Source organism: Haemophilus haemolyticus (assembly GCF_003490595.1).
Lineage (GTDB): Bacteria > Pseudomonadota > Gammaproteobacteria > Enterobacterales > Pasteurellaceae > Haemophilus > Haemophilus haemolyticus_L.
On the sequence record NZ_QQGY01000008.1, the window covers coordinates 49,533 to 68,926 of the forward strand.

At 37.4% G+C, this 19,394-nt stretch carries 19 protein-coding genes and 2 tRNA genes; 1 reads left to right on the forward strand and 20 read right to left on the reverse strand.

Translation table 11 applies throughout. The features are described 5' to 3' along the window. Window positions 1–61: 61 nt before the first annotated feature. The 11 genes from DV415_RS07435 to DV415_RS07485 all read right to left on the reverse strand — a co-directional run bounded on the left by DV415_RS07435 (window position 62) and on the right by DV415_RS07485 (window position 8,177). Window positions 62–137 (reverse strand) — tRNA-Lys (locus tag DV415_RS07435). A 23-nt stretch (window positions 138–160) separates the two neighbouring features. Next, window positions 161–236, reverse strand: a tRNA-Lys gene (locus DV415_RS07440). Window positions 237–389: 153 nt separating this feature from the next. Next, entirely contained in the window at window positions 390–851 is a 462-nt protein-coding gene (pal, locus tag DV415_RS07445; protein ID WP_005626966.1) for a peptidoglycan-associated lipoprotein Pal, read from the reverse strand. 25 nt (window positions 852–876) lie between these two features. Beyond that, window positions 877–2,160 carry a Tol-Pal system beta propeller repeat protein TolB gene (gene tolB, locus DV415_RS07450; RefSeq protein ID WP_065245853.1) on the reverse strand — a complete coding sequence of 428 codons (1,284 nt, stop codon included), beginning with the start codon at window positions 2,158–2,160 and terminating at the stop codon, window positions 877–879. A gap of 41 nt (window positions 2,161–2,201) precedes the next feature. After that, window positions 2,202–3,365, reverse strand: a complete 1,164-nt coding sequence (tolA, locus tag DV415_RS07455) for a cell envelope integrity protein TolA (protein WP_118790801.1) — start codon at window positions 3,363–3,365, stop codon at window positions 2,202–2,204. A 14-nt stretch (window positions 3,366–3,379) separates the two neighbouring features. Beyond that, window positions 3,380–3,799 (reverse strand): colicin uptake protein TolR, encoded by a 420-nt coding sequence (gene tolR / locus DV415_RS07460; protein WP_005634116.1) that lies wholly within the window; start codon window positions 3,797–3,799, stop codon window positions 3,380–3,382. 64 nt (window positions 3,800–3,863) lie between these two features. Further along, the gene (gene tolQ, locus DV415_RS07465; protein ID WP_005626973.1) at window positions 3,864–4,550 is read right to left on the reverse strand and encodes a protein TolQ; all 687 of its coding nucleotides are present in this window, start codon (window positions 4,548–4,550) and stop codon (window positions 3,864–3,866) included. A 17-nt stretch (window positions 4,551–4,567) separates the two neighbouring features. Next, window positions 4,568–4,978, reverse strand: coding sequence for a tol-pal system-associated acyl-CoA thioesterase (ybgC, locus tag DV415_RS07470; RefSeq protein WP_118790802.1), 411 nt, complete (start codon window positions 4,976–4,978; stop codon window positions 4,568–4,570). Window positions 4,979–5,056: 78 nt separating this feature from the next. Continuing rightward, window positions 5,057–5,350, reverse strand: coding sequence for a cyd operon protein YbgE (gene ybgE, locus DV415_RS07475; RefSeq protein WP_005630082.1), 294 nt, complete (start codon window positions 5,348–5,350; stop codon window positions 5,057–5,059). Window positions 5,351–5,460: 110 nt separating this feature from the next. After that, complete coding sequence (gene cydB / locus DV415_RS07480; protein WP_005645224.1) at window positions 5,461–6,597, reverse strand: cytochrome d ubiquinol oxidase subunit II; 1,137 nt, start codon at window positions 6,595–6,597, stop codon at window positions 5,461–5,463. Window positions 6,598–6,611: 14 nt separating this feature from the next. Then, window positions 6,612–8,177, reverse strand: a complete 1,566-nt coding sequence (locus DV415_RS07485) for a cytochrome ubiquinol oxidase subunit I (RefSeq protein WP_114909404.1) — start codon at window positions 8,175–8,177, stop codon at window positions 6,612–6,614. A gap of 452 nt (window positions 8,178–8,629) precedes the next feature. Between DV415_RS07485 and DV415_RS07490 the strand changes: the two genes are divergently transcribed. Beyond that, window positions 8,630–8,914, forward strand: coding sequence for a DUF5339 domain-containing protein (locus tag DV415_RS07490; RefSeq protein WP_118776293.1), 285 nt, complete (start codon window positions 8,630–8,632; stop codon window positions 8,912–8,914). Between the two features lie 51 nt (window positions 8,915–8,965). On the opposite strand, the gene ruvB is transcribed toward DV415_RS07490, so the two are convergent. The 9 genes from ruvB to DV415_RS07535 all read right to left on the reverse strand — a co-directional run bounded on the left by ruvB (window position 8,966) and on the right by DV415_RS07535 (window position 18,808). Next, window positions 8,966–9,973, reverse strand: coding sequence for a Holliday junction branch migration DNA helicase RuvB (ruvB, locus tag DV415_RS07495; RefSeq protein WP_118794470.1), 1,008 nt, complete (start codon window positions 9,971–9,973; stop codon window positions 8,966–8,968). 7 nt (window positions 9,974–9,980) lie between these two features. Next, a complete protein-coding gene (gene ruvA, locus DV415_RS07500; RefSeq protein ID WP_114909406.1) occupies window positions 9,981–10,595 on the reverse strand; it encodes a Holliday junction branch migration protein RuvA in 615 nt (204 codons plus the stop codon). Window positions 10,596–10,657: 62 nt separating this feature from the next. Next, window positions 10,658–11,230 carry a crossover junction endodeoxyribonuclease RuvC gene (ruvC, locus tag DV415_RS07505; RefSeq protein ID WP_114909407.1) on the reverse strand — a complete coding sequence of 191 codons (573 nt, stop codon included), beginning with the start codon at window positions 11,228–11,230 and terminating at the stop codon, window positions 10,658–10,660. A 46-nt stretch (window positions 11,231–11,276) separates the two neighbouring features. Beyond that, window positions 11,277–12,017, reverse strand: a complete 741-nt coding sequence (locus DV415_RS07510; protein WP_005637404.1) for a YebC/PmpR family DNA-binding transcriptional regulator — start codon at window positions 12,015–12,017, stop codon at window positions 11,277–11,279. A gap of 12 nt (window positions 12,018–12,029) precedes the next feature. Continuing rightward, window positions 12,030–12,482, reverse strand: a complete 453-nt coding sequence (nudB, locus tag DV415_RS07515) for a dihydroneopterin triphosphate diphosphatase (protein ID WP_114909408.1) — start codon at window positions 12,480–12,482, stop codon at window positions 12,030–12,032. Window positions 12,483–12,583: 101 nt separating this feature from the next. Beyond that, entirely contained in the window at window positions 12,584–13,852 is a 1,269-nt protein-coding gene (locus tag DV415_RS07520) for an NRAMP family divalent metal transporter (protein ID WP_114909409.1), read from the reverse strand. Between the two features lie 338 nt (window positions 13,853–14,190). Further along, window positions 14,191–15,009, reverse strand: coding sequence for a hypothetical protein (locus DV415_RS07525; RefSeq protein ID WP_118790803.1), 819 nt, complete (start codon window positions 15,007–15,009; stop codon window positions 14,191–14,193). 68 nt (window positions 15,010–15,077) lie between these two features. After that, on the reverse strand, window positions 15,078–16,844 hold the full coding sequence (aspS, locus tag DV415_RS07530) for an aspartate--tRNA ligase (RefSeq protein ID WP_118790804.1): 1,767 nt from the start codon (window positions 16,842–16,844) through the stop codon (window positions 15,078–15,080). A 164-nt stretch (window positions 16,845–17,008) separates the two neighbouring features. Then, window positions 17,009–18,808 (reverse strand): autotransporter outer membrane beta-barrel domain-containing protein, encoded by a 1,800-nt coding sequence (locus tag DV415_RS07535; protein WP_118791645.1) that lies wholly within the window; start codon window positions 18,806–18,808, stop codon window positions 17,009–17,011. Between the last annotated feature and the right edge of the window lie 586 nt (window positions 18,809–19,394).

A 19,394-nucleotide genomic window follows, 5' to 3' on the forward strand; every position in this document is an offset into this window, starting at 1 on the left:
TCAAGAATTTAAGAAAGTTAAAGAAATTTAAAATATTAGAGATGAATAATAAAAATAAGAATGGTGGGTTGTGAGAGGCTCGAACTCTCGACCGACGGATTAAGAGTCCGCTGCTCTACCAACTGAGCTAACAACCCAACTGGACAACTAAATCAGAGAGTGGTGGGTCGTGAAGGATTCGAACCTTCGACCAACGGATTAAAAGTCCGCTGCTCTACCGACTGAGCTAACGACCCACTGTGTTGATGAACTAATGATAGCGCATTTATTTTAGAATCAAAAGAATAAATTCATTGTTTCAAGCTAATTGATTAAATTACAAACGATGAAAACAAAACAGGATCCAATAAAAATGGATCCTGTTTTTCAGGCATTAGAAATACTAAGAATTAGTACGCTAACACTGCACGACGGTTTTTAGAATATGCAGCTTCATCGTGACCTAATACTGCAGGTTTTTCTTCACCGTAAGATACTGTGCCTAATTTACCAGCATCAACACCTTTACCAGCTAAATAACCTTTAACTGCATCTGCACGACGTTGACCTAACGCGATGTTGTATTCTGGTGTACCGCGTTCGTCAGTGTTACCTTCTACTAATACTTTAGCAGCTGGAGTTGCATTTAAATATGCTGCATGTGCATCTAAGATTTGAACGTATTCACCTTCGATGTTGTATTTGTCAAAACCGAAATATACGGTGTTGTAACGTTGTTGAAGATCAGAAACAGAGTAACCGCCAAAAGTTTGGCCTGCACCATTGCCTGCAGCATCGTTGTTAGATGAACTACAAGCAGCTAATGCAGCTACAGAACCTGCAACTAATAATGATTTAACAAATTTGTTCATTAGATTTCTCCTCAATGAGTTTTCTTTATTTAGTTAAGTATGGCGACCAAGCAGGAAATTTCACTTGGCCATTACTTCCTGGAAGGCTCGCTTTGAAGCGACCATCTGCAGAAACTAATTGTAGCACCTTTCCTAAGCCTTGTGTAGAACTATAAATAATCATAATTCCATTTGGTGAAAGACTTGGACTTTCGCCTAAGAAAGAGGTACTAAGTACTTCTGATGCACCAGATGTGAGATCTTGTTTAACAACATTATTGTTTCCATTAATCATCACAAGGGTTTTGCCATCAGCGCTAATTTGTGCACTACCGCGACCACCAACCGGTGTTGCACCACCACCGTTTGCACTCATACGATAAACTTGTGGTGAACCACTTCTATCGGATGTAAATAAAATTGAGCTACCGTCCGGAGACCAAGATGGTTCTGTATTATTACCTGCACCACGAGTTAATTGAGTCGGAGCGCCGCCGTGAGAACTCATCACGTAAATATTTAATGAGCCATCCTGTGAAGAGGCGAAGGCTAAACGTGAACCATCTGGAGAGAATGCAGGAGCACCATTATGTCCAGGGAAAGAAGCCATCACTTTGCGAGCACCAGAATTTAAATCTTGTACAACAAGTTGTGATTTTTTATTTTCAAAAGATACATATGCTAAACGTTGACCATCTGGAGACCAAGCTGGTGACATAATTGGTTGAGAGCTACGATTTACGATAAATTGATTATAGCCATCGTAGTCTGCAACACGAACTTCATAGGGCTGTGAACCACCATTTTTTTGCACGACATAAGCGATACGAGTTCTAAACGCACCACGAATCGCAGTTAACTTTTCAAAAACCTCATCACTAACAGTATGAGCACCATAGCGTAACCATTTATTTGTCACTGTATAGCTATTTTGCATTAATACCGCCCCTGGCGTACCTGATGCACCAACGGTATCAATTAATTGATAAGTAATACTATAACCATTACCAGATGGAACAACTTGTCCGACCACAATTGCGTCAATTCCAATATTAGACCAAGCTTCAGGATTTACTTCAGCTGCTGAAGTTGGACGTTGAGGCATCTGAGACACTGCAATAGGATTAAATTTACCACTGTTACGTAAATCATCAGCAACAATTTTGCTAATATCTTCTGGTGCAGATCCGGCAAACGGCACAACAGCTATAGGACGTGCACCATCAACCCCTTCATCAATTACAATGCGAACTTCATCATCTGCGAATGCATTGCTTGCAACAGCAAGTACAATCGCTAATACGCTCACTAAACGTTTTAATAATTTCATTTTGTTACCTTTAAAATTTAACAATAAATTTTTCTAAAGAATTATCGAATATCAAAGTCAATAATTGGCGATTTATATTTTTCATAAATTTCATCTGATGGCGCAGCTGGAACTTTTTTCGTTCTAGCAACCGCACTTAATGCTGCTGTACAAATATCATCAGGGCCTGAAATTTTTTGATATCCCAAGATTGTTCCATCTCGACTCAATTGAATTTTAATACGACAAACTTTTCCTGCAAAACTTGGATCTTTTAAGAAACGACGTTGAATCTCTTTCTTAATCACTCCAGCGTATTGATCTCCTACTTTGCCACCATCGCCAGAACCAAGCGCAGCACCGCTACCTTGAGTTCCACCTTTATTCGCATTTCCGCCTTTAGATGCACTACCGCCACCAATATCTCCGCCATTTAAGAAATCATCTAAACTGGCTTGGTCCGCTTTTCGTTTTGCTGCATCCGCTTTAGCTTTAGCATCTGCAGTAGCCTTAGCTTTCGCCTCTGCATCAGCTTTTGCTTTAGCATCAGCTGCGGCTTTAGCTTTTGCATCGGCTTCAGCTTTTGCCTTAGCGTCAGCAGCTGCTTTAGCTTTTGCATCGGCTTCAGCTTTCGCTTTAGCCTCTGCTTTTGCCTTGGCTTCAGCTTCTTGTTTTGCTTTTTGTGCTGCAAGTTCTGCCGCTTTAGCTTTCGCCTCTTCTTCAGCTTGTTTTGCTGCTGCAGCTAAACGTTTAGCCTCTGCATCTGCTTTTAATTTTGCAGCTTCAGCCGCTTGTTTAGCTTTTGCCTCTTCAGCTTGTTTCTGTTTTTCTAACGCTTCTTGACGAGCTTGCTCTTGTTGTTTTTTTATTTCTTGCTGACGTTGCTGTTCTTGCTGACGTTTTAACTCTTCTTGTCGTTGAACTTCCTGTTGACGCTTAATCTCTTCTTGATTAGGTTGTAGCGGTTTTTCTTCAACAACGGGTTCTGGACGTTTCTGTTTATCCGCTAGCCCTTTTTTCTGTTGTTGAATTCTACCCCATTCTTGCGCTGCTGAGCCAGTATCGACCATTACTGCCCCCATAGCATCACCATCACCTTCTCCACCACCCATAATTTCAACTGTATGGTAGAAAGAGCTGACAATCAACAATCCAAACAAAACAAGGTGCATCACTATAGAAATAACAAATGCATTTGCGCCTTTTTTTTGTCGATTATTTTGCACGGTTACCTACTTAGTTAAATTGGGTTTGTCATTAAACCAACAGATTTAATTCCAGCAAGGTGGAGCAGATTAAGTGCTTTAATCACTTCTTCATAGGGAACTTCCTTAGCTCCACCCACTAAAAATAGTGTGTTATTATCTTTATCAAATTCTTGTCGAGATAACTGTGTCACCATTTCTTCCGTTAACCCTTCTTGACGTTCTCCGCCAATAGAAATCGCATATTGTCCAATCCCTGAAACTTCAAGAATTACCGGCACTTTATCTTCATTAGACACATTTTGACTTTGCACTGAATCCGGCAATTCCACTTGTACACTTTGGCTAATAATTGGTGCTGTTGCCATAAAGATCAACACAAGCACTAACAATACATCCAAAAACGGGACAATATTAATTTCAGATTTAATATCTTTACGCTGACGACGAGCCATAATTCAAATCTCTCTTATTTTTCACCGCACTTAACGAAAGAGTGCGGTGTATTTTTTCTATATTTTAGTGTGGTGCTTTGCCGAAAGCTTGGCGATGTAAAATCGTCGTAAATTCATCAATAAAGTTACCATAATTCTGTTCAATAGCATTCACACGTAAACTTAAACGGTTATAAGCCATTACAGCTGGAATCGCAGCAAACAAACCGATTGCAGTAGCAATCAATGCCTCGGCGATACCAGGAGCGACCATTTGTAAAGTTGCTTGTTTAGCACCACTTAATGCCATAAAAGCGTGCATGATACCCCAAACGGTTCCGAATAAACCAATATAAGGGCTAACAGAAGCTACTGTAGCCAAAAATGGTACGCGGCTTTCAAGGCTTTCAACTTCGCGATTCATTGTAAGATTCATTGCTCGCGTAGTTCCTTTAATAATCGCCTCAGGCGCATCAGGATTCACTTGTTTCAAGCGAGAAAACTCTTTGAAACCAACAAAGAAAATTTGCTCACTACCCGTTAAAATATCACGACGATTTGATAATCCTTCATATAGCTTATTCAAATCTTCACCAGACCAGAAACGGTCTTCAAAAGTATTCGCTTCTTTTAAAGCAGCCGTTAAAACTCGGCTACGTTGGATAATAATCGCCCAAGAAATAATTGAGAATGAAATCAAAATCACAATTACAAGTTGAACAACAATACTTGCTTTTAGAAAAAGATCTAAAAAATTCAATTCTGCAGTCATTGCATACTCCGAAAAGTTTATTTTAGGTTGTAAAATGCAGCTTTTACTTCTTTAGGAAGAGCCACAGGTTTCATATTGCCAAGATGAACACTGGCTACCTTGACTGTAGCCTTTGATAACATCACCGTATCACGCATAAGTCTTTGCTCAAAAAGGATTGTTGCACCTTTTATCTCTATGACATCTGTTTCTACCGTGAGTAAATCATCCAATTTTGCCGCAACGCAATAATCAATAGCGAGCGATTTGACAACAAACGCGAGTTGTTGTTCTTGTAATAAAGTTTGCTGCGTAAAATTTAACGCTCGCAAATATTCTGTTCTAGCCCGCTCAAAAAAATGCAAATAACGAGCATGATACACAACGCCACCAGCATCAGTATCTTCATAATATACTCGAACGGAAAGATAGAAGGTTTTTTCTGACATTATTAAGCTTTGCCCACCGCAATAGGTCAGATATTTTAGAACCTGTTTTTTAGATAAGCAATATGCCGAAGAAAAAAATCATCCTCGTAAATAAAAATGCTCTACAGCACTAATAAATATAATGATATAAGCGATATAAGGTAAGAAAATTAGTTTCCAAATTACGCTTTTAATTTCAAATCCGATTCCATGAATCCAAACCGTAATCAATCCCCAAAAGATCATCAAAATCCACCAAGGAGAATCATTTCGTAACAACGTTGAAAAATTATCAATATTAAAGAAAAATACGGCTGTTAGTCCTAGCGCTAAAATAAATGAAAGGGTTCGAAACGAACCCTTATTAATTAATTGATAGAGTGAATGAATCATATTACTCGTCAAATTTTCCTGCTTTTTCTTTGCCAATGGTTAATTTTGCACTGGCAAATATAGCTAATAGCACACCCACTACCCAAATTACATATAACATATTAATCTCCTTAGTATAATGAGTGTTTATTTTCATCAATGAAATTCGCATCTAAGCGACCAAACATCTTCGAATAAGACCAAATGGTATAAACCAAAGAAATAGCCACAAAGATGAGTGCAAAAATCAACATTAACGTTAATGTTAATTCACTTGAAGTTGCATCCCACATTAACAAACTCTGTTCAGGGTGTGAGCTTGAAGGCATCACAAATGGGAACATAGATACTGCTGCAGTAATAATTACACCAGCCATTGTTAATGCAGAGAAAAAGAATGCGAAACCACAACGATTAGCTTTAGAAAATGCCGCATTTAATAGCGCAGCAACTACTGCTAATGCAGGGAAAATCCAAAGAATTGGCATTTCATTGAAATTTCTAAACCACGCACCAGTTTCAACAGCAACTTCTTTATTCATTGGAGAAGATGGCGCGTAATGATCCACTACACTCGTTACTACATAACCCTCTTTAAAGTATAACCATGCACCAGCTAATACAAATGCAATTAAAGTCACAATCGCACCGATTTGGCTCACTGAGCGAGCGCGATCACGTAATTCTTCGGTTGTTTTCATTTGTAACCAGTTCGCACCGTGAGTTACAAGCATTGATAAGCTAATAACACCACACAATAATGCAAATGGATTTAATAATTCAAAGAATGAACCGGTATAAGTTACTTGAGTCAATTCGTTGAAATGGAATGGAACACCTTGTAATAAATTACCAAAAGCCACACCAAATACTAATGATGGAACAAAACCACCTGCGAATAGTCCCCAATCCCAAACAGAACGCCAAGTCGGGTTATCAATTTTTGCACGATATTCAAAACCCAATGGGCGTAAGAATAACGCAGCTAAAACCAATACTAAAGCGATGTAGAAACCTGAGAATGAAACTGCATATACAATTGGCCATGCCGCAAATACTGCGCCGCCTGCAGTTAACAACCAAACTTGGTTACCATCCCAATGTGGGGCAATAGAGTTGATCATAATACGGCGTTCCACTTCTTTTTTACCTGTTACAGGTAAAAGTGCGGTCACCCCCATATCAAATCCATCAGTTACAGAGAAACCGATCAATAATACAACGACTAACACCCACCAAATAAAACGTAGAAATTCATAATCAATCATAATTCATCTCCTGCTTATTTAGATGATTGTTCAAAGTAGTATTTGCCGGTTTTTAACGCACTAGGACCCAAACGCGCATATTTAAACATCAAATACATCTCAACAATAATGAACGCAAGATAAAGCGCACAAATTAAACCAATAGAGAACCATAAATCGCCAGTACTTAACTGAGACGCCGATACCCCAACAGGTAAAACTTCATAAATTGCCCATGGTTGACGACCAAATTCAGCTAAGAACCAACCAAATTCAATCGCTAAGAATGGCAATGGAATACTCCAAAGCAATGCTTTAAGTAATAAGCGAGAAGAAGTCACTTTGTTACGTAAATTCTGAACAAATGCACCGAAAGCTAATAAGATAATTAAACCACCAGCCGCTAACATACCACGGAAAGCCCAGAAGTTAGGACCTACATTTGGAATAGTATCACGCGCAGCTTGTTTAATTTGTTCCTCAGTCGCATCAACAATATTATTTGTGTAGCGTTTTAACAATAAACCGAAACCAAGATCTTTTTTAACTTCATTAAATTGTGCTTTTGTTTCTTCATTTACTTGGCCATTTGCTTTTTTCTCAGCCTTTAATTGAGTAAACAATTCATAAGCATGAATACCGTTACGTACACGATTTTCATTTAATAATTGAAGATCTTTCAAGCCAGTAATTTCTTTATCTACAGAGCGAGTAGCAATTAAACCACCAAGATAAGGAATTTCAATCGCAAAATCATTTTTCATTTCTGTCGAATTAGGGATTGCGACTGGATGGAATGGTGCTGGAGCTGCATGAGTATCAAACTCAGCTTCCATTGCAGCCAATTTCACAGGTTGTGCTTTACCGATGTCATAACCTGATTCATCACCCATAATTAATACAGCTGATGCAGCAATAAAACCAAATGTTGCCGCGACAGAGAATGAACGTTTAGCAAAACCAATATCGCGACCTTTTAATAAATAGAATGCGCTGATACCTAATACAAACATTGCACCGGTTGTATAACCTGCTGTTAATGTGTGTAAGAATTTACTTTGCGCAACTGGATTTAACCAAAGATCTAAGAAGCTGGTCATTTCCATACGTACTGTCTCAAAATTAAATTCTGAGCCAGCTGGAGACTGCATCCAACCATTAGCAACTAAAATCCACATTGCAGATAAGTTCGAACCGAAAGCTACACAATATGTAGCAAGTAAGTGTTTACCTTTAGTTAAACGATCCCAACCAAAGAAGAATAACCCCACAAAAGTTGATTCTAAGAAAAAGGCTAGTAACGCTTCAATCGCTAATGGCGCACCAAAAATATCACCTACATAATGAGAATAATAAGACCAGTTAGTACCGAATTGGAATTCCATAATGATACCTGTGGTCACCCCAAGGGCGAAGTTAATACCAAATAACTTACCCCAGAATCTTGTCATATCTTTATAAACTTCTTTGCCTGTCGCCACATAAATGGTTTCCATAATCACAAGGACGAATGACAAACCTAATGTCAGCGGCACGAAAATGAAGTGATACAACGCAGTTAAAGCAAACTGCAAGCGAGAAAGATCAACAACGTCCAACATTCTCAACTCCTCTGTATAAACAACATTAGTTCCAATGATGATTAAAAAGGCAAAGCCTTAAATAATCCCTAATCACTCAACTCCAATTAGTTAAGTTTAAATTGGTTTATCTACATAATCATTCTCAAATAGTTAAAAAACACCAATTATTATAGAGATAAGCCAAACTGGCGGGTATTCTACTACTAAATACAAGGATAAAAAACAGTAAAAACGATATCTAGATCACATTTTTGACATAAGATATAAAATACCTATTATTTATTAAAAATAATTTAATTGATATAAATCAATTTTGCTATTTTTTGTACAAAAATATACGTTACACGTGATCCTTATCACAATTTACAACAATAAATGACTCCAAAAGCTAGACATACTAAGTATATTTTGCTATTTTCCCGCCTAGTTTAATTTTTAGATTTCATAATAAAGAGAAACAAGGACTTAAAATGAAAAAAACATTCCTTATTTTAACCGCACTTTTCTCTGCTGTATCAACCTCTACTTTTGCATCAAATATTCTGCCACAACAATGCGAACAACTATTTAAAGAAGCAGAGAATTTGATTGCGCAAGCAGAAAAACAACCTGGCACACATACACAGGTAGGAAAAATTAAAAATAAGTTAAACCAAAGCAAACAACAAATTCTTCAAATGGAATTAGCGACGCAGTTAAAAAGTTGTGAAGTGGGTTTAGCAAAATTAAGTAATTTGAAAAGTTATAGTGAGTAATTAAAAAAGCCTTATTGAGTACAATAAGGCTTTTTTAGTGATTAAATTTACCTAGTCTGATAATTTCTGCAGACCGAAATGGCGATAAGTTTGCGATGTTGCAATACGACCACGCGGCGTTCTTTGTAGAAACCCCTGTTGAATCAAATAAGGCTCTAAAACATCCTCAATAGTATCGCGTTCTTCGCCGATCGCAGCGGCAAGATTATCTAGCCCCACAGGCCCACCATCAAAACGCTCAATAACTGCAGACAATAATTTTCTATCTAAATAATCAAATCCGGCATCATCTACATCCAGCATTGAAAGTGCTTGTTTTGCCACATCTACAGAAATGATGCCACCATTACGTACATCTGCATAATCACGCACACGGCGTAATAAACGGTTAGCAATACGCGGTGTACCACGTGAACGGCGCGCCACTTCAAAAGCGGCTTCTTTTTCTAATTCAAGATTTAAACAGCCTGCACTTCGTGCCACGATAGAGGTTAAATCTTCCACTGAATAAAACTCTAAGCGTTGAACGATTCCAAAACGATCACGCAATGGCGAAGTTAAAGATCCCGCTCTAGTCGTCGCGCCAACCAAAGTAAAAGGTGGCAAATCTAATTTAATAGAACGAGCAGCAGGCCCCTCACCAATCATAATATTCAATTGATAGTCTTCCATTGCTGGATAAAGAACTTCTTCAATAGCAGGGGAAAGTCGATGAATTTCATCAATAAATAACACATCATGCGGTTCAAGATTGGTTAGCATTGCGGCTAAATCTCCCGCTTTTTCTAATACTGGCCCAGATGTCGTACGAATATTCACGCCCATTTCATTTGCCACAATATTAGCAAGCGTGGTTTTTCCCAAGCCAGGAGGGCCAAAAATCAATAAATGATCTAAGGCATCTTGACGTAGTTTGGCTGCCTTGATGAAAATATCCATCTGCTCGCGCACTTGCGGCTGCCCAACATAATCCGCTAATAATTTCGGACGAATAGCACGGTCAATAACATCTTCATCAAGCTTAGCTTGCCCGCTAATAATTCTATCTGCTTCAATCATGTCTCACCTACAGTGCGGCTTTTAAAGCTTCGCGAATAACTTGTTCACTGGTTAATTCTGGCTTAGCAACTCGTTTCACCATTTTTTCTGCTTCTGAAGGTTTATAACCTAAAGCAATCAAGGCTGAAATAGCTTCATCAGATGAATTTTCTGAGTGGGATTCAATGGATGGAACTGACGGAATATGAGTACTTTCTACAAAGAAATCGCTTTGTTTTACGCCCTTAAATTTACCTTTGAGCTCTACTAACAAACGTTCAGCTGTTTTTTTGCCAACTCCTGGAATTTTAGTGAGTTTAGATAGCTCTTCTCTCTCTATCGCATAAGCAAATTGTTCGACCGACATGGCGGATAAAATCGCTAAGGCTAATTTAGGCCCCACCCCATTTGTTTTAATTAATTCACGAAATAAAGTGCGGTCTGTTTTCTGGGCAAATCCAAAAAGTAAATGAGCATCTTCCCGAACAACAAGATGGGTGAATAAAGTAGTTTCTTGACCAATTTCTGGTAAATCATAGAAACTCGTCATAGGCAAAAGCAATTCATAGCCTACACCTTGAACATTAAGTAAAATTTCTGGAGGTTGTTTTTCTAAAAGAATGCCTTGTAAGCGACCGATCATAATTCTTCCGAATGATAAAAAACTTAACGCATAGAATAAAATAAAACTGGACGAACATCCAGTTAAATTTTTAATCTAAAGCGTCCTCGGCTATATCTGGTCTTTAAAAGTGCGGTCATTTTTTCTTGCGTTTCTGTCATTTTAACAGAATTGGCAATATGTAAAGAATGTTGAATAGAATGAGCGTGCGTAATTGCGATAGCCAACGCATCCGCTGCATCAGCTTGAGGTTTATCTGACAACTTCAAAATACGAGTCACCATTTCTTGCACTTGCACCTTATCTGCAGAACCAATACCCACAACCGTTTGTTTTACTAAACGTGCGGCATATTCAAAAACAGGTAAATCATGATTTACCGCAGCAACAATCGCCGTACCACGTGCCTGCCCGAGTTTCAAAGCCGAATCTGCATTCTTCGCCATAAATACTTGCTCAATTGCAAACATATCAGGTTGAAACTGCGTGATGATTTCAGTTATTCCAGCATAAATGCGTTTCAAACGGGTTGGTAAATCTTCAACTTGAGTACGAATTGCGCCACTGCCGAGATATTCTAAATGTCTCCCTGTTTGGCGAATCACACCATAACCCGTTACGCGAGAACCTGGGTCAATACCTAAAATAATGCTCATAATTTCTATAAAAAATGGGTAATTACATTACCCATTTATTGCATTATTAAAGTTGAGATGCCACTTCGTCACTAATTTCACCATTGTGATATACGTTTTGTACATCATCACAATCTTCCAACATATCAATTAAACGAAGTAATTTTGGTGCAGTTTCAATATCAAGATCAACCGTTGTTGATGGAATCATCGTTACTTCAGCTTCTTGAACTTTAAAGCCAGCCGCTTCAATGCCATCACGCACTGAACCTAAATCTTCCCAAGCAGTATAGATTTCAAATGAACCATCATCTTGTGGTTGAATATCATCAGCACCCGCTTCGATAGCCGCTTCAGTTAATGCATCTTCATCTGCTTGTTCAATTAAAATTAAACCTTTTTTGCTAAATAAATAACCAACAGAACCTTCTGTTCCCAAGTTACCACCACATTTGGTAAAACTTGGGCGAACCTGTGAAATGGTGCGGTTTGCATTATCACTCAAACACTCCACCATAACCGCTGTACCGCCTGGGCCATAACCTTCATAGATTTTGGTTTCCATATTGGTATCATCGCCACCGCCTACACCACGATCAATAGCGCGGTTGATAGTATCGCGCGTCATATTGTTGCTAAGTGCTTTATCTACTGCTGCACGTAAACGCGGATTAGCACTCACATCGCCACCACCAATTTTAGCTGCAGTAACAAGCTCACGAATTAATTTAGTAAAAATTTTACCGCGTTGTGCATCTTGTGCTGCTTTGCGGTGTTTAATATTAGCCCACTTACTATGGCCTGCCATGTTGTTTTCCTTCTATTTATCTTTAAGAATATATTTTCTAATTGCTTCCGCATTATTGGAAGATTTTGTCATTTGGATTGCTTTTTCAGGAGAAACCCATTGATATGCCAAATGCTCACTTAATATTGGTTCGAATTCTTGCTCCATTGCCAATAAAAACCAATGCTCACGGCAATGCGTCACATTCGGTGCGTATTTATATCGGAAATATGGAAAAATTTCAAATTCTATGCTCTCTTTGCAATCAAAAAGTCCGGTGGAATTTTCTGAAATTTCTAACCGCACTTCTTCCCAAAGCTCACGAATTGCTGTTTTTTTTGGTGTTTCACCACTTTCAATAGTGCCCGTAACAGACTGCCAAAAATCAGGATCATCTTGGCGTTGGAGCATTAAAACTCGGTTTGTATCTTTAGCGTAAATTACAACGAGAACAGATTGATTATTTTTATATTTCAAGCTCGTCATCTACATAATTGAGAATGAGCAGCATCATACCTTTTCTACTAAAAACTTTCAAAAAAATTACCGCACTTTAAAACTAAAGTGCGGTAATTATCTTAATTATTTTAGTTTAACCAGCCAGCTTGTTGAGCTATAAATAACCCTGCAAAGGCTGTTAAGTAGAATAAACCGATAAGAGATAACCACAATAAGCCGCCTTTTACACTGTGTTTCGCGTGCTTAGTCAGAGATAAATTCAACCAAGCAAAGATTGGTGCAGAAACAAATGAAGCAATCATCGCGAATTTCAGCATTGGGCCTACTGCATTATTAAAGTAGAAAATAATCGCTAAACCAGATAACGCCGCAAAAATCATACCGATATTAAGAATTCTCACAGAGCTTTCTTGTTTACCGAATAAGATACGCAAAGATTCAACATTGGTACGAGAGTAACCATCAATTACTGTAATTGTTGTACCAAACATACACATGAACGCAATGACTGCAATTAATAAGCGAGACCATTCACCGATAGTACTTGCATACATATTGATAAGTTGTGCGATATATTTTCCGCCAACCATCTCTACGGTTTCAGGAGAACCATATTGCACCAATGCACCAAGCGCTAAGAAAACGACAGCTAAAATGGCTGTACCAATGTAACCCACGTTAAAGTCAAATAAACCGTCTTGATAAGACACTTTGGTCAAGCGACGTTTTGCTACCACCCACATGGAATTAATAGCAGAAATCTCAATCGGCGCCGGCATCCACCCCATTAACGCCACCAAAAAGGCCAATTTACTTAATTCCCATGGAGAAGGAGGTACAAAATCAGGTGCGGCTACGCCATTGATACCATTACGCATAAAAGCAATCACGACAGCGCTCACGGTTGTTACCGTTAAAGCAATCATGATGATTTTCGATAAACTATCTAATAAACGGTACTTCCCTAACAATAAAATACCGGTTGTCACAAGAATCACTAATGAGCTTAATACTGGCATTGGTAGAGGAATTGGCGTAATGAAGGTTAAAATTGCTGCCGTTAATAATCCCACTGCCGCAGTATTAATCACTGTCGCAAAAATGTTTAAAGCTAAGAATAACCAAAGATAGAATTTCCCTTTTTGACGGTAACCTTCTAACAACGTATTACCGGTATCTAGGGTATATTGAACACCGAAACGGAAGAAAGGATATTTAAATAAGTTAGCAAGAATCACAATGCTCACTAATTCCCAACCATAGATCGCACCAGCTTGGGTAGATGCAATAATATGCGACCCACCAACAGCTGCCGATGCCATCACGATGCCAGGGCCTAAGGCAGAGAATTTACTCGCCCATGTTGATTTTTCTACTGGAGTTGAAACTTCACGCATAAAATGTTCTCTTATAAATTGACCATAAACTGAAAAGGCCTTATTTATAATAGAATTTTATCCTTGAATAAAGTAGATAAAGTTCCATTTAAAGAAGGATAAAAGAGTAAAAATCTAATTATTTTGAAATTTCAGGATATAACTTCAAAAAAAATAAAACCACATCATATTCATACCAAAAAAGTAATGTATTTAAGTGAATAAAATTTTTTCAATAAAAAGAAAGTGCGGTCAAAATCAGTTGAGTTTTTGACCGCACTTTCTTTTTCAAAAATCCCTAAAATAGAATTTTAGGAAGCTACACATATTCTTGTAATACGATATTGTGGATTTAGTATTTAATGAAAATACTCATTACTTTTCTTGTTATACAACACATATAAATATATGCAAAGCACCATAAGATGGGATAGAACCAAATAGAATTGCTCTTGAATCTCATTAAATGGATTATTTAATGTTAATTCTAAAAAATTTATTAATACTACAAAAAAGAATGCTATTCCTCTAACCACATATAATGTTCTAGCCCATTTTTTTCCTAAGAAAAGACCAATGGAAAGCACTAACATTAAGACATAAGAACTAAAAACACCAAAGAAAAAAGAAAAGGGTCTTAAAAAGAAAAATCCGTCAATAATGTAATGTTCGCTTAAAACACTGGCTCCCCAATAAATAGCCAAAATAAAACTACAAATAGAAGCTATTGTTAGCAACAAGGGTCTTTTACCAATTTCATTAACATTAAGACTTTTATCACCCAAAAAACGACTAGCTTCTTTTGAAAAAAGAACTTTAATCGAAATTAAGAAAAAAATGAAAAGTATAACGAATACAACTGAAGATAACATTTCTGGTCGCATAAAAGTATACTGCATTAGATTATGCTCTAAACTAACCCCAATGCTAAAAAAGATTCCTGTCATGGCATACCCAGCATATAACCATTTTCCCCAACTATGCCCATTCCTTATAGAAAAAGCAGAAATAAACAGACATACCGGAAAAATAAAGTCTGTTACAGAATAGTAACCATAAACTCTCCATACAGAAGAACCTAGCCCTGCCATTTGTGAATAAATAAGATTAATAAAAATTGCGCTTGCAATAACTAGAATTGCCGTAGAAATATTTCTAATTTTATATTCAATATTCATATATTCTCTCTAACACAAAAATGCGGCCAAAATTGGCCGCACTTATTTTATTCTTAAATATAGGTACACTACTCAGATTTCACCACTGCAATACTCAACTCACCTAACGCCTGTGGATTCGCAAAACTTGGTGCCTCTGTCATTAAACAAGCTGCGGCTGTTGTTTTCGGGAATGCAATCACATCGCGGATATTTTCAGTGCCCGTTAAAAGCATGGTTAAACGGTCTAAACCGAATGCTAAACCTGCGTGTGGCGGTGTACCGAATTTTAACGCATCTAATAAGAAACCGAATTTCTCGCGTTGTTCTTGTTCATTGATACCAAGAATGCGGAAGACGGTTTGTTGCATTTTCGGATCAAAAATACGGACAGAACCACCACCCACTTCATAGCCATTGATCACCATATCATAAGCATTTGCTACCGCACTTGTCGGATCAGCTTCTAATTGCTCTGGACTAAAATCTTTTGGTGAAGTGAATGGATGGTGCATTGCTGCAAGATTACCCTCTTCATCACGTTCAAACATTGGGAAATCGATCACCCAAAGTGGTTGCCACTCATCTAAACGAGTTAAGCCAAGATCACGGCCTAATTTCAAACGCAATGCGCCCATTGCATCAGTGGTGGTTTGCCATTTGTCTGCACCGAAGAATAAGATATCGCCAGTTTGAGCTTTCACACGTTCAGCTAACGCTTTCCATACCTCTTCATTTAAGAATTTCGCAATCGGACTTTGTACGCCTTCAAGGCCAGCATTAATGTCATTTACTTTCGCCCAAGCTAAACCTTTTGCACCGTAAATACCAACAAATTGTGTATATTCATCAATTTGTTTACGAGTGATTTCAGTACCATTTGGTACACGAATTACAGCCACGCGACCATTTGGATCATTCGCTGGGGCTTGAAATACTTTAAAATCAACGTCTTTTACGATATCTTCTACATCTACCATTTCTAATGGATTACGTAAATCTGGTTTATCAGAACCGAAACGACGCATTGCTTCTTGCCAAGTCATCACTGGGAACTTACCTAAATCTACACCAATGGTATCAAGCCATAAGCCGTGCACCATACGTTCCATAATTTCACGTACTTCTGGCGCAGTTAAGAAAGAGGTTTCCACATCGATTTGGGTAAATTCAGGCTGACGGTCCGCACGTAAATCTTCATCACGGAAACATTTCACAATTTGATAATAACGATCAAAACCAGACATCATTAGAAGCTGTTTGAAAAGCTGTGGTGATTGCGGCAATGCATAGAATTTGCCTTTGTGCACACGGCTTGGCACTAAATAGTCACGCGCACCTTCTGGTGTTGCTTTGGTTAGCATAGGGGTTTCAATATCAAGGAAACCATTGCCATCCATGAAACGACGTACAAAGCTGGTGATTTTTGCACGGGTTTTCAAACGTTGAGCCATTTCAGGGCGACGTAAATCTAAATAACGATATTTTAAACGTTGTTCTTCAGTATTGTTTTGATTAAAGTCGAGAGGTAACACATCAGACGCATTGTAAACATGCAATTCTTTCGCTAACACTTCCACTTCGCCCGTTGCCATATTTTTATTAATTTGGTTTTCAGGACGCGCAATCACTTCACCTTTAATTTGGATACAGAATTCGTTACGTAACCCCGCAGCCGCTGTCAATGCATCTTGATATTTCGGATCAAAACAAACTTGCACAATGCCATCACGATCACGCATATCAATAAAAATTAATCCACCTAAATCACGACGACGATGAACCCAACCGCTTAATGTTACTTCTTGTCCAATATGGTTGCGGTTTAATGCACCGCAATAATGTGTACGCATCATATTCAATTCCTTAACTCTCTATAAAAATGGAAAAACACTGCAGAATTATACGGAAAAAGGCGCGTCTTTTAAATCTTAAACGGAAATTTATTTGCTTATTAACAAGATCTAATAAAAAACCTCACAGATAATGTCTGCGAGGTTTTCTTTTTATGTTATTTAATCTAAAACGCCCATTGTAAATTCAAAGCACCTTGTCGAGCTTGTCGATTTTTACCTGTTTGGCGATTAAATGACGCTTGTAAAGTGAGATGGGATTTCACTTTCACTGCTACACCAATTTGACCTTCTAGTGTTGTTTTATTATCCACTACACGGCGCTCACCATCCATTTCTACACCAAAGTTTTTAGCTTGATGAATCACATTAAATGTTACAAAAGGTTGAAGTGTTATGTCATTGGTAAAAGTAACAGGCAGTTTAGCTTGAACACCAACACGACTTTGCCATTGATGGGTTCCTAATAAAGTAACATTAGTATCATTACTATCTATAAAATGTCCATCAACACCGAATCGAATTAATTGTACTTGAGGTTGTAAATAAAAACCTACACGATTACCTTTTTTCGTAAAATATTCCGCCAAAAGCGCGTTATAGCCCACTTCTAAAGACGCTGTCCAACCTTTAGTTTTATAACGTTCAGAACTATTTTCATCATTAAGATGGTGGCGGAAATGTTGATATTGCAACCAGCTATCAATGTAAGCACCTGTTTGCTTGTCTTGAAGTTGTTGCCAAGTTGCATAAGCTCCCATTGCATAACCTTTCATATCGCCAGTAATACTTGTGTTTGCGCGATAAAGTTTACTGCGCTGTTTTGCTTGCCCCACCATAAGACCAAATGAAAGTTGATTGTTCGGATTTTGCCATTCAAACAAATCGCCACCAATTTGCACACCTTTTTGATGACTTTCCGCAGGTGTCGCATTACCTTGTACATTTTGGTTAGAATATCCATCAATTGCACGAACCCAGACACTTTTATGTGCTAAAGTGCGGTTAAAAATATCGCTATTTCTATCACTTAATTGCAAAGCAAATAACGTATTTGCCATTTGTGCTTGTTGGCTATAAAGTGCTAATGTTGCAACAGGAATAGCTAATTTTTGCACATCAAAACAAAAGCCATTCTCACAATGATTAAGTAATAATTTATACAATCCTTTTTTATATTCACGGTCAAAACTGAAAGCAGTTGCGTCTGCAGTGCCTTTAACTTCAATTAATTTTTTCCCTTTTAATTCGTTAATTTTCCCTAATTCTTGCTCTAGCACCACTTTAGATTCTCCTGTTACATTTTTGTCAAAAATTAAAGAAGGCTGAGTGATATGATGAAGATCTTGTTTAAATAAAAAATGTGCACCGCCAGCATAATCATTATGGACTGTTAATGTTTCGTCTTTTGTATTTAAACGGATTCTTGCATTATTAGACGTTTCAAGGGTATGAATATCAGAATGGCGGCGAGGTTCCCACAGGGAATCATTTAGCGTCATTTTGGTAAGTTCTAAGACTTGACCAGCAACGTGGGAATTATTAGTAATATTGACCTGTAGTGTTTTGTTGAAAATATCTTTAATCTGTTCTTCTGTAATATTTTTAATAGGTGCTTCTAGCAATCCTTTTTCAATAGTTAAGTCCAATTTTTGAAGAACTTGTTCTATTTTTTCATTTTCTAAATTAGGATACATTACCTTTAGTTTCTTACGCCAATCTTCTTTGACTAAATCTTTCTGTTTATTTAATAATTCTGGTCGCTTATCATACAGTGATTTTAATTGCTTTTTAACTGCCTCTTTTAAATCGTCGCTATATTCAGTTGTAATATATTTTTTTACTATGGGCATATTATCGACGGCAAGAATAAGTGCATTATAATTTTTTCCATCAATATTCAAAGTAGTATAACTAGAATCAGATGATGTCGAGTCCGTTTTACCGCTTGAATAATAACTAGTCATACCCTTTGTAAGTTTATCTGAAAATGTAAATTCAGTATCATTACCTAATTCAACAGGACGATCAGCAGATCCAGAAAGAAAATCAAACTGTCCAGAACAAGCGACATCAATACTACAAGGTCCTCTCCAAACGTGAGAAGTTCTGTCTTCTGCATCTTTTAAAATAAAGTCGATTTTAATATTTGCTTGTTCTTCAAGTATTGAGGTATTGGCAAAAATAGATGGACTAAAAAATACAGAAAAAACTAATAAACTGAATGTATTTAGGTTAAAATTCTTGCTTGCTTGCTTGCTTGCTTGCTTGCTTGCTTGCTTGCTTGCTTGCTTGCTTGCTTGCTTGCTTTCAATATTTTCATAAAATTTTCTCCTTAATATCAATGAAAATTATTAAAGAGAATTAATTCTAACAGAAATAAAATGGATAATGTAGTATTTTCACATTTTTTGAACAATACTATAAATAACATTTGTGCCTATTGAAAAATATCTCATTTATTTTTCTGTATTAAATATCTTATTTTTAGCTATACGGAAAAAGGCGAGTCTTTTAAATCTTAAACGGAAATTTATTTGACCTCTTGAAAAC